The sequence below is a fragment of the Acetobacterium wieringae genome (assembly GCF_026646375.1).
Classification (GTDB): domain Bacteria; phylum Bacillota; class Clostridia; order Eubacteriales; family Eubacteriaceae; genus Acetobacterium; species Acetobacterium wieringae_A.
In genome coordinates this window covers 1-12,149 of the sequence record NZ_JAIPPU010000024.1, presented here as the reverse complement: position 1 = coordinate 12,149, position 12,149 = coordinate 1, and the positions used below count along the sequence as shown (strand labels likewise).

At 44.6% G+C, this 12,149-nt stretch carries 7 protein-coding genes; all 7 read left to right on the top strand.

All coding sequences use genetic code 11. The features are described 5' to 3' along the window. The first annotated feature begins 1 nt into the window (after position 1). The 7 genes from Q7P33_RS16510 (at position 2) to fusA (ending at position 12,064) form a co-directional block, all read left to right on the top strand. Positions 2-796 carry an amino acid ABC transporter ATP-binding protein gene (locus Q7P33_RS16510; protein WP_303871837.1) on the top strand — a complete coding sequence of 265 codons (795 nt, stop codon included), beginning with the start codon at positions 2-4 and terminating at the stop codon, positions 794-796. 380 nt (positions 797-1,176) lie between these two features. Next, positions 1,177-4,839 carry a DNA-directed RNA polymerase subunit beta gene (locus tag Q7P33_RS16505; RefSeq protein WP_303871864.1) on the top strand — a complete coding sequence of 1,221 codons (3,663 nt, stop codon included), beginning with the start codon at positions 1,177-1,179 and terminating at the stop codon, positions 4,837-4,839. A gap of 30 nt (positions 4,840-4,869) precedes the next feature. After that, a complete protein-coding gene (rpoC, locus tag Q7P33_RS16500) occupies positions 4,870-8,544 on the top strand; it encodes a DNA-directed RNA polymerase subunit beta' (protein WP_303871836.1) in 3,675 nt (1,224 codons plus the stop codon). Between the two features lie 80 nt (positions 8,545-8,624). After that, positions 8,625-8,864 carry a ribosomal L7Ae/L30e/S12e/Gadd45 family protein gene (locus Q7P33_RS16495; protein ID WP_070372666.1) on the top strand — a complete coding sequence of 80 codons (240 nt, stop codon included), beginning with the start codon at positions 8,625-8,627 and terminating at the stop codon, positions 8,862-8,864. A gap of 102 nt (positions 8,865-8,966) precedes the next feature. After that, on the top strand, positions 8,967-9,341 hold the full coding sequence (rpsL, locus tag Q7P33_RS16490; protein ID WP_070372667.1) for a 30S ribosomal protein S12: 375 nt from the start codon (positions 8,967-8,969) through the stop codon (positions 9,339-9,341). Positions 9,342-9,481: 140 nt separating this feature from the next. Beyond that, positions 9,482-9,952, top strand: coding sequence for a 30S ribosomal protein S7 (gene rpsG, locus Q7P33_RS16485; RefSeq protein ID WP_070372668.1), 471 nt, complete (start codon positions 9,482-9,484; stop codon positions 9,950-9,952). A 36-nt stretch (positions 9,953-9,988) separates the two neighbouring features. After that, positions 9,989-12,064, top strand: coding sequence for an elongation factor G (gene fusA / locus Q7P33_RS16480; RefSeq protein WP_070372669.1), 2,076 nt, complete (start codon positions 9,989-9,991; stop codon positions 12,062-12,064). Positions 12,065-12,149: the final 85 nt, after the last annotated feature.

The following is a 12,149-nucleotide window of genomic DNA, read 5'->3' as shown; positions in this document are numbered from 1 at the left end:
GATGGAAATTATAAAAGTCAAACAACTCAATAAAAGTTTTGGGAACAATCACGTTTTAAAAGATATCTCGTTTACGGTTAATAAGGGTGACGTGATGGCCATCATCGGGTCATCCGGATCGGGTAAATCGACATTGCTACGCTGCCTCATCGATCTCGAGAAGGCTGACAGCGGTGACATTATCATGGAAGGAAAGCCTTTGTTAAAAGATGGCATCTATCCCAGTGCCCCGGAGATCCGTACCATTATCATGAAAATGGGGATGGTCTTTCAGCACTTTAATCTGTTTCCACATCTGACCGTTCGTCAGAATCTGGAACTGGCACCCAAGGTCGTCAAAAAAGAAGAAGTGGTTGCGATGAATACGCGTGCTGAAGCCTATCTTAATAAGGTTGGCCTATTGGATCGGATTGATGCGATGCCCTCGACCCTGTCCGGTGGTGAGAAACAACGAGTGGCAATTGCCCGGGCGCTGATGATGAACCCCGATATTCTGCTTTTTGATGAACCGACCTCGGCCCTCGACCCGGAACTGACCGGCGAAGTATTAAGCGTTATGCAAAGCCTGGCTAATGAACACATGACGATGGTGGTAGTGACCCACGAAATGGGTTTTGCCCGGGAAGTGGCCAACAAGGTGGTCTTTATGGATTCGGGAACAATCCTTGAAGAGGGAACACCGGAAGATATTTTTATCCATCCCAAAGAAAAACGTACTCAGGAGTTTTTAAGCAGTATCCTGAGAGAACAGAAAAAGAAAAGTCATAAAAAATACCGGCTCAAAAAATATTGCTGAGCCAATAATAAAAAAAGTGACGAAAAAAAGCCTTCCAGCAGTGTGCGGGAAGGCTTTTTAAATACATAAATAGACTTGACAAAAATAGAATTTTGTGATAGCATATAAAATTGCATTGGTATCTTTTAAAATAAGATTAGAATGCATCCTTGTCGTCAATTTTAGCACGATCAACAGAAGCATTTGCGACTCGGTCATGAACAACTGATCAAAGGGGAAACATGTCGGAGTCAGCGGATATGAAATTGATTACGGTCTAATCATAACACAAGGCGAGATGAAACACAACAGGCAAATTTGGGATGCCCACAGGCTTGACACAAGTCGCGTTGGGGTAATCCGTTGCTGAGTATTTTTGCGAGGGGTGATATTGGATGGTAATGTTGCATCCTGAAAAAGATGGTTTAAGAACACGCCAAAGCTTTTCTAAAATCAAAGAAGTAATTGAAATGCCGAACCTGATTGAGGTTCAGAAAGATTCATACAACTGGTTTATCGAAAAAGGACTTAAAGAGGTTTTTGACGATATTGATAAAATCGAAGACTACACGGGAAATCTGGTTTTAGAATTCGTGGATTATTCTATCGAGGGAAAACCGAAGTATTCAGTGGAGGAGTGTAAAGAAAGGGATCAAACCTACTTTATACCATTAAAAGTAACAGTTCGTTTAATAAATAAGGAAAAAAATGAGGTTAAAGAGCAAAAGGTTTATATGGCCGATTTGCATAAAATGACCGAAACCGGAACCTTCATTGTCAATGGCGCGGAACGGGTTATTGTCAGCCAGCTGGTGCGATCACCCGGTGCCTATTTTTCCTTGAGCCGTGATAAGTTGGGGAAAAAACTGTTTTCCGCTCAGGTTATTCCGAATCGTGGGGCCTGGTTGGAATACGAAACTGATTCCAATGACATCATGTACGTTAAGATTGACCGAACCCGTAAATTACCGATCACTGCACTGATTCGAGCCCTGGGTTTGGGAACCAATCAGGAAATTCTTGATTTTTACGGTGATGATTACCGACTGATTGAAACGATCAAAAAAGATGAAAATAACAATATGAAATCAACCCGGGATGGTCTGATTGAAATCTACAAAAGACTGCGTCCCGGTGAGCCGCCAACAGTGGAAAGCGCGCAATCCTTGCTTAATTCGATGTTTTTTGATGATCGCCGCTACGACCTGGCCAAGGTCGGTCGTCACAAATACAATAAGAAATTAGCTTTGGCCACTCGAATTGCTGGTCAACGGGCTGCCCAGGCTATTGTTAATCCGGAAACCGGGGAAGTCTATGTGGAAGAAGGCGAAATTATCTCAAATGATATCGCCACGGATATCCAAAATTCCGGGATCAACGTGGTTGATGTCCGGGTGGATGATAAAGCGGTTCGGGTTATTGGTAACGGCTTTGTTGACATCAACGCCCAAGATCTCCCCTTTGATATCAGTGATCTGGACATCAAAGAATTTGTCTGTTATGAAGTGCTAAAAGAGATTTTAGAATCAGACATGACTGATGAAGAAAAGAAAAAATCGTTTAAAAAGCGGATGGATGAGTTGGTACCCAAGCATGTGCTGATCTCCGATCTCCATGCCTCAATCTCTTATATTATTGGCTTGGATTATGACATTGGTGCCATTGATGATATTGACCATTTGGGCAACCGTCGTTTGCGTTCGGTCGGTGAACTGTTGCAAAATCAGTTCCGAATTGGTTTGTCCCGAATGGAACGGGTGGTGCGGGAGAGAATGTCAGTTCAGGATGATGAGATTTTAACCCCTCAGGGTTTAATCAATACCCGTCCGGTTAATGCCGCCTTAAAAGAATTTTTCGGTAGCTCCCAGTTGTCCCAGTTTATGGATCAGACCAACCCATTGGCCGAATTGACCCATAAGCGTCGTTTATCCGCCCTGGGTCCTGGCGGGTTAAGCCGTGAGCGGGCCGGGTTTGAGGTTCGAGATGTTCACCATAGCCATTATGGCCGAATGTGTCCGATTGAAACGCCTGAAGGTCCAAACATCGGTTTGATCGGATCGCTTAGTACCTACGCCCGGGTGAATGAGTACGGTTTTATCGAAGCCCCCTACCGGAAGGTTTATGATGGCGTCGTTTCTGATGAAATTCATTATCTGGCAGCCGATGAAGAAGGCCGTTATACCATTGCCCAGGCCAATGAACCATTGGATGAAAACAATCGTTTTATCCGCAAACAGGTTACTGGTCGTGCCGGCAGCAAGCGGGACTTCGTACTGATTCCTCCAGATCGGGTCGATTATATGGATATTTCGCCGAAACAGATCGTTTCGGTAGCAACATCCCTGATTCCCTTCCTTGAAAATGATGATGCCAACCGGGCCCTGATGGGTGCCAACATGCAACGTCAGGCGGTACCGCTGCTGATTCCCAAAGCCCCGGTTATCGGGACGGGAATGGAACATAAGGCCGCCAAAGACTCCGGTGTTTGTGTTATTGCCAAACGAGCCGGTACCATTGAACGGGTGGAAGCTGCTGCTATTCATATCCGCACCGATAATGGCGAACTCGATAAATACACCTTGCTTAAATTTAAACGCTCAAACCAGGGTACCTGTATGAACCATAAACCGTTGGTTAATAGAGGTCAATATGTTCAGGCGGGCGAAATCATTGCCGATGGTCCGTCCACCGAAATGGGTGAACTGGCTCTGGGTCGCAACATTCTAATGGGCTTTATGACCTGGGAAGGTTACAACTACGAGGATGCAATCCTGATCAACGAAAAGTTGTTAAAGGAAGACGTCTTTACCTCGATTCATATTGAAGAATTTGAAGCCGAAGCCCGGGAAACCAAACTGGGACCGGAAGAAATTACCCGGGATATTCCCAACGTTAGCGAAGATGCGCTGAAGAACCTCGATGAACGGGGCATTATCTTTGTCGGTGCCGAGGTTAAATCCGACGATATCCTGGTCGGGAAGGTCACACCCAAGGGTGAAACGGACCTGTCCGCAGAAGAAAAATTACTACGGGCCATCTTCGGCGAAAAAGCTCGGGAAATCCGGGATACCTCATTAAAAGTTCCCCATGGCGAATCGGGGATTGTTCTGGATGTTAAGGTCTTCTCAAGAGAAAATAAAGATGAAGATTTAAAACCGGGGGTTAATACCCTGGTGCGGGTTCTGATTGCGGTTAAACGTAAAATCTCGGTTGGAGATAAAATGGCTGGACGGCATGGAAACAAAGGGGTCATTTCCCGTATCCTGCCGGAAGAGGATATGCCATTTATGCCGGATGGTACCGCCCTGGAAATTGTTCTTAATCCGCTGGGGGTACCTTCGCGAATGAATATCGGTCAGGTACTGGAGGTTCATCTGGGACTGGCGATGCGATCCATCGGCTGGCATATTGCCACTCCAGTTTTTGACCCGGCTAATGAACAGGACATTATGGATCTGCTCAATCAGGCGGGCTTACCGGAAGATGGTAAGATTCAGCTTTATGATGGCCGCAGTGGGGAACCGTTTGATAATAAGGTAACGGTTGGATACATGTATATCCTTAAGCTTCACCATTTGGTTGATGATAAGATGCATGCCCGTTCAACCGGACCCTACTCTTTAGTTACACAGCAGCCGTTGGGCGGTAAAGCTCAATTCGGAGGCCAGCGTTTTGGAGAGATGGAAGTTTGGGCGCTCGAAGCCTACGGCGCCGCCCATACGCTGCAGGAAATTTTAACAATTAAGTCCGATGACGTCGTTGGCCGGGTTAAAGCTTATGAAGCCATTGTCAAAGGTGAAAATATACCAAAACCAGGTATTCCCGAGTCATTCAAGGTACTGATGAAAGAATTCCAGAGTTTGGGTCTGGATGTGAACATCCTTAATGACCAGGAAGTTGTCAAGATTCTGGATGACGAAATGGACGAGCGGGATCCGCTGGAAGAACTGGCCATCGAAATCGGAAGTACTGAACTTTCCGAAATTGGTGATGACGTGAAATTGGAAGATAGCTTCCAGATTAAGAGCATTGATGATGACGAATTCGAAGATGACTTATATTAATAAATTCAAAACAGAAGGGAGCGAAGCCATTTGTTAAACGAGGAATTCACCTTCAAATCCTTACAGATCGGATTGGCCTCACCTGAGAAAATCAGAGAGTGGTCACGTGGAGAAGTAAAAAAACCGGAAACCATTAATTATAGAACCCTGAAACCGGAAAAAGAGGGGTTGTTTTGTGAGAAAATTTTTGGACCGCAGAAAGACTGGGAGTGTAATTGTGGTAAGTACAAGCGTATTCGCCATAAGGGCATTGTCTGTGAAAACTGTGGGGTTGAAGTAACTAAGGCAAAGGTCAGACGTGAACGGATGGGTCATATTGAATTGGCTTCTCCAGTATCACATATCTGGTATTTTAAAGGCATCCCCAGTCGAATGGGATTGATCCTGGAAATGTCGCCCCGAAATCTGGAAAAAATTATTTATTTTGCTGCATATGTGGTCACTGATCCCGGTGAAAGTAATTTTGATTTCAAACAAATTTTAACCGAAGCGGAATATAAAGAAGCTAAAAGTCAATTCGGCAATAAATTTACCGCCAGCATTGGTGCTGAAGCGATTCAGGAACTCTTGAAACTGGTTGACCTTGATCAGGAATCAGCGGTGCTCAAAGAAGAACTCAAAGGCAGCTCCGGTCAGAAAAAAATCCGTGTTGCCCGACGCCTGGAAGCCGTTGAAGCGTTTCGCAGTTCCAATAACCGTCCGGAATGGATGATTCTCGAAACCATTCCAGTTATTCCACCGGAATTGCGACCAATGGTACAGCTCGACGGGGGCCGTTTTGCTACCTCCGATCTCAATGATCTGTACCGTCGGGTCATTAACCGTAACAACCGTTTGTTAAAGCTGCTGGAACTGGATGCGCCGGATATCATTGTTCAAAATGAAAAACGGATGCTTCAGGAAGCAGTTGATGCCCTGATTGACAATGGGCGTCGTGGCCGGGCCGTCACCGGACCGGGTAACCGTCCGTTTAAATCCCTCAGTGACATGCTTAAAGGGAAACAGGGTCGATTCCGTCAGAACCTTTTGGGAAAACGGGTTGACTACTCGGGCCGTTCGGTTATCGTCGTTGGACCGGATTTGAAAATGTTCCAATGCGGTTTGCCAAAAGAAATGGCCATTGAACTGTTTAAACCATTTGTAATGCGGGAACTGGTGGGCCGTAACCTGTCACAAAATATTAAAAGTGCAAAAAAAATGGTTGAAAAACTCGATCCGATTGTTTGGGATGTACTGGAAGATGTCATTCAGGAACATCCAGTACTGCTTAATCGGGCCCCGACCCTCCATCGTCTGGGGATTCAGGCTTTTGAACCAATTCTGGTTGAAGGGAAAGCGATTAAGCTTCATCCCTTGGTTTGTACTGCCTATAATGCCGACTTTGACGGCGATCAGATGGCGGTTCATGTGCCCTTATCGGTTGAAGCCCAGGCCGAAGCCCGCTTCCTGATGCTGGCATCCAATAATATTCTTAAGCCCCAGGATGGAACCCCGGTTGTGGCACCAACTCAGGATATGATTCTGGGAACCTACTATATGACCATCTACAAAAAAGATGGCAAGGGTACTGGTAGTATCTTTAGAGATCTGGACGAAATGGAAATGGCTTACTTCAACAAGGATGTCGATCTGCATGCCATGGTTAAGGTACGGATTGCTAAAGAGATCGATGGCGAAATGGTGACCCGTCTGGTTGAAGCGACGGTGGGACGATTTATTTTTAACACCATTATTCCTCAGGAATTAGGTTTTGTAAAACGAGAAACCATCGAAGATCAGTTTAAACTGGAAATCGACCGCCAAGTGAATAAGAAAGTTCTCTCAGAAATCGTTGAGCGATGCTACAAAACCTTCGGACCGACCAAAACATCGGAAGTGCTGGATGAAATCAAGCGCTTAGGTTTTAAATTCTCAACTCGTGGTGCGATTACCGTTGGGGTCAGTGATATGGAAGTTCCGAAAAATAAAGAGGAAATCCTTTCAAAGGCCGATGATAAGATCACCGAAAATATGATGCTTTACCGTCAAGGGTTTATCAGTGATGAAGAACGTTACAACAACGTCGTTGAAATCTGGAACAGAGCCACCGATGAGGTTACTGATGCACTGCTCGATCACCTCGAGGATCTTAATCCGATCAATATGATGGCCGACTCCGGGGCCCGAGGTAGCAAGAACCAGATTCGGCAGCTGGCCGGGATGCGTGGTTTGATGGCTAACCCGAGTGGTCGTATCATCGAACTGCCAATCCGCTCCAACTTCCGTGAAGGATTAAATGTACTGGAATTTTTCTCCTCCACTCATGGGGCCCGAAAAGGTCTGGCCGATACTGCGCTTAGAACGGCTGACTCTGGTTATCTGACAAGGCGTCTGGTTGATGTCAGCCAGGATGTCATTGTCCGCGAAGATGACTGTGGGACGACCCGGGGCTATGAAGTATCAACCATCAATGATCACGGCGAAATCATCGAAACCCTACAGGAACGACTGGTCGGACGCTATGCCTTTGAAGATGTGAAGCATCCGGAAACTGGTGAAATACTGGCTCCGGCTGGTGAAATCATCTCGACAGAAATGGCTCAGAACATTGAAAAAGCTGGTATCGAAAAAGTACTGATTCGAGCTGCCTTCAATTGTCAGTCTAAATATGGGGTTTGTAAGAAATGCTATGGGGTTGATTTAACCACCTGGCGACCGGTTGAAATTGGTGAAGCGGTGGGTATTATCGCCGCCCAGTCAATTGGTGAACCGGGAACCCAGCTGACCATGCGTACCTTCCATACCGGTGGGGTTGCCTCCGCTGACGATATCACCCAGGGTCTTCCTCGTATCGAAGAGCTTTTTGAAGCCCGAAAACCAAAAGGTCAGGCGATTATTTCAGAAATTGACGGTCGCGTTGAAATTCAGGATAACCAGAAAAAAACCGAAGCGGTGGTTACCGGCGCAGATGGTGAAATGAAAGTATACCTGATTCCGTACGGCTCGCGACTGCGGGTTCACACCGGCGATCAATTAGCCGCTGGAGATGAAATCACCGAAGGTTCAATTAATCCCAGTGATATCTTAAGAATCCAGGGGATTGACCATGTTCAACAATACCTGCTTCAGGAAGTTCAAAAAGTTTACCGTATGCAGGGTGTACACATTGGTGACAAGCATCTGGAAGTCATTATCCGTCAGATGCTTAGAAAAGTTAAGATTGAGAACCCTGGCGACACCAATTTACTGGCCGGCAGTTTAGTGGATATTTTTAGTTTTGAAGAAGAAAACAAAGCCGCTCGGGAAGAAGGTGGCGAGGAAGCTACCGCCAGTCGGGAACTGTTGGGGATCACCAAAGCCTCACTTGCAACAGATTCGTTCCTGTCAGCCGCATCCTTCCAGGAAACCACTCGGGTATTAACCGATGCCGCCATTAAAGGCAAGGTTGACCCACTGATCGGTCTTAAAGAAAATGTTATTATCGGTCAATTGGTGCCCGCTGGTACCGGTGTTAAGATGTATGGTGATGTTGATCTGGTTTATGAACGGGAAGAAGACGACGTGTACGAAGATATGCTTGAAGAAGACAGCAGCGCTGAATCCCTGGATATTGTTTTTGATGATGATATCTTAAATGCCTATGTTGAGGAAGAACAGGAAGAAACCGAAGACGCCATTATTACTGATCTTGATATCTTCGATCTGGACTTCTTAACAAAAGAATAATTCTTGACATTTAAAGCTCAAACAGGTATAGTTATTAGGTGTGTTTAGCGAAACACACAGACAGCAAGAAGGAGGAACCGATGAATCAATTTGTTGATGTTTCAAAAGTGATTGGAATGAAACAAACTCTTAAGGCTGTAAAAGAAGGAAAAGCACTTAAAGTCATTTTGGCAGAAGATACTGATGAAAGTATCAAAAAAAGCATCGTTGAATGCTGTGACAGCCATCAGATCACAGTGGAACGAGTTGAAACCAAGGTGGGACTCGGAAAAGCTGGCGGAATTGATCGGGCTGCCGCTGTCATTGCGATTATTAAATAACACTAACCGGGGTTGTCGTCAAGATAACCCTGGTTTAAAACAAGTCATTAATAATCGTTTCGATTATTGATATATTATTATTAAAAGGAGGTGCAGGACTAAATGCCTACCATTAATCAGCTTGTAAAAAAAGGAAGAAAAAGTCTGGATGAAAAAACCAAAACTCCAGCTTTGAAAGCAAACCCTCAAAAAAGAGGCGTATGTACAGCAGTTAGAACATCCACACCAAAGAAACCAAACTCGGCGCTTCGAAAAATCGCCAGAGTTCGTCTCGTTAACGGAATGGAAGTAACCGCTTATATCCCAGGTATTGGACACAATCTGCAGGAACATAGTATTGTTCTGGTAAAAGGCGGACGTGTTAAGGATTTACCAGGGGTTCGTTACAAAATTATCCGTGGTGCGCTTGATACCGCTGGTGTTGACGCTCGTAGACAAGCTCGATCCAAATACGGGGCTAAGAAGCCTAAAAAGTAGTAGTGCATAGTGCTGCATATTCAAGCGCTCGTTATTTAAATTGATCGAGACCAAATATATGTTAGAGACGCTATACGCACAACAACGAAACGTTGGATGTCGAGTACCGATGAACATAAAATGTTAAGGAGGGAAGTAAAGTGCCTAGAAAAGGACCTGTTCCAAAAAGAGAAGTTTTACCTGATCCAATCTATGGAAGTATTGTTGTAACCAAATTAATCAACAACATCATGTTAGATGGGAAAAAAGGTGTTGCCCAGAAAATCGTTTACGATGCATTTGAAAAAGTTACTGAAAAAACTGGTAAAGATGCACTGGAAGCATTCCAGGAAGCCCTTGCCAATATCACACCTGTTTTAGAAGTAAAAGCTCGCCGTGTTGGTGGTGCAACCTATCAAGTACCAATGGAAATCCGTGCTGAGCGTAAGCAGGCTTTGGGTCTTCGTTGGTTAGTTAATTACTCCAGAAAAAGATCTGAAAAAACCATGAAGGATCGCTTAGCTGGTGAAATTATGGATGCACTCAATAATAGTGGTGCAGCTGTTAAGAAAAAAGATGATACCCACGCTATGGCTGAAGCGAATAAAGCTTTTGCACATTATCGTTGGTAATTTGTTTAGATTTAGAAATAAGAGAGGAAAGCATCTGTGTCAAGAGAGTATAGTTTAGCAAAAACAAGAAATATAGGTATTATGGCACATATTGATGCAGGAAAAACCACTACCACAGAAAGAATCCTGTTCTATTCCGGAAAAATCCATAAAATTGGAGAAACCCATGATGGGGTTTCCCAAATGGACTGGATGGAACAGGAACAAGAAAGAGGTATTACCATTACCTCGGCAGCAACCACGTGTTTTTGGAAAGACAACCGGATCAATATCATTGATACACCAGGACACGTTGATTTTACCGTAGAAGTTGAACGATCATTGCGCGTTCTCGACGGATCGGTAGCTGTTTTTTGTGCAAAGGGTGGCGTTGAACCGCAATCAGAGACAGTATGGCGTCAAGCAGATAAATATCATGTTCCCCGAATGGCTTACATCAACAAGATGGACATTACCGGAGCTGATTTTTATAACGTACTGAAAATGATGGAAGACCGTTTAAACGCAAATCCTGTTCCAATTCAATTACCTATTGGCAAAGAAAGTGATTTTGTAGGGATCATTGACCTTCTGAATATGAAAGCGATGATTTATCAAGATGACTTAGGTGAAAAAATCGATATCGTCGATATTCCTGAAGATATGACAGAACTGGCTGAAGAATATCGTGAAAAACTGATTGAATCTATCGCTGATCACGATGAAGCTATCATGGAGAAATTCCTGGAAGGCGAAGACATCGGTATTGATGAGTTAAAAACAGCCATTCGAAAAGCAACATTGAATGTTGATATTATTCCGGTTGTTTGTGGCTCTTCCTATAAAAACAAAGGTGTTCAGCTGGTGCTGGATGCAGTTGTGGATTATATGCCATCTCCATTGGATGTACCGGCGATTACCGGGATCAATCCAGATACAGAAGAAGAAGACAGCCGTAAAGCAAGTGATGACGAGCCATTCTCAGCACTGGCATTTAAGATCATGACTGACCCCTTTGTTGGAAAACTGGCATTTTTCCGTGTCTATTCCGGAACGATTGACTCCGGTTCCTATGTTTTCAACTCGTCAAAACGGAAAAGAGAGCGTCTGGGCCGAATTCTGCAAATGCACGCCAACCATCGTGAAGAAATTACCACGGTTTATACCGGGGATATCGCTGCGGCAGTTGGTTTGAAAGACACCTCAACTGGGGATACCCTGTGTTCTGACAAAGCACCCATTATTCTGGAGTCCATGGAATTCCCGGAACCGGTAATCCATGTTGCGATTGAACCAAAAACAAAAGCTGGCCAGGAAAAAATGAGTACCGCTTTAGCCAAATTGGCAGAAGAAGATCCAACTTTCAGAACTCATACTGACGAAGAAACCGGTCAAACGATCATCTCCGGGATGGGTGAGCTTCACCTTGACATTATCATTGACCGAATGCTGCGAGAGTTTAAAGTTGAAGCCAATGTTGGGGCACCACAGGTTGCATACAAAGAATCCATTACCAAAGCTGTTGACGCTGAAGGAAAATTTGCTCGTCAATCCGGTGGACGTGGTCAATACGGTCATTGTCTCATCCGCATGGAGCCTGTTGAACCAGGTACTGGATACATCTTCGAAAATAAAACCGTTGGGGGATCAATTCCTAAAGAATTCATCAACCCAATTAATCAGGGGATTGAAGAAGCCATGCGTAATGGTGTGTTAGCTGGATATCCGGTACTTGATCTTAAGGTTACCGTTTATGATGGTTCTTACCATGACGTGGATTCCTCTGAAATGGCCTTTAAAGTGGCCGGATCGATGGCATTCAAAAACGGTATGCGAAAAGCCGATCCGGTTATCTTAGAACCAGTTTTCAAACTGGAAGTTGTAATTCCTGAAGAATACATGGGTGACGTTATGGGGGATATTAACTCTCGACGTGGTCGTGTTGAAGGAATGGAAATGCGTGGCGGTGCCCAGATTATTAAAGGGATGGTGCCATTGGCTGAAATGTTCGGCTATGCAACCACACTTCGAAGCAAGACCCAGGGTCGTGGCGTTTACACCATGCAGTTCTCACACTATGAAGCTGTGCCGAAATCAATTTCTGAGCAGATCATAGAAGGTCGTAAACAATAAAAATCAATAAAATAAATTTTAAGGAGAAGAACAAATGGCAAAGTCAAAATTTGAAAGAAATAAGCCCCACGTAAATGTTGGAACA

Excerpts from the sequence above, each read along its gene's own strand:
- Q7P33_RS16510 (WP_303871837.1), top strand. The coding sequence starts at position 2 with ATGGAAATTATAAAAGTCAAACAACTCAATAAAAGTTTTGGGAACAAT.
- Q7P33_RS16505 (WP_303871864.1), top strand. The coding sequence starts at position 1,177 with ATGTTGCATCCTGAAAAAGATGGTTTAAGAACACGCCAAAGCTTTTCT.
- Q7P33_RS16495 (WP_070372666.1), top strand. The coding sequence starts at position 8,625 with ATGAATCAATTTGTTGATGTTTCAAAAGTGATTGGAATGAAACAAACT.
- rpsL (WP_070372667.1), top strand. The coding sequence starts at position 8,967 with ATGCCTACCATTAATCAGCTTGTAAAAAAAGGAAGAAAAAGTCTGGAT.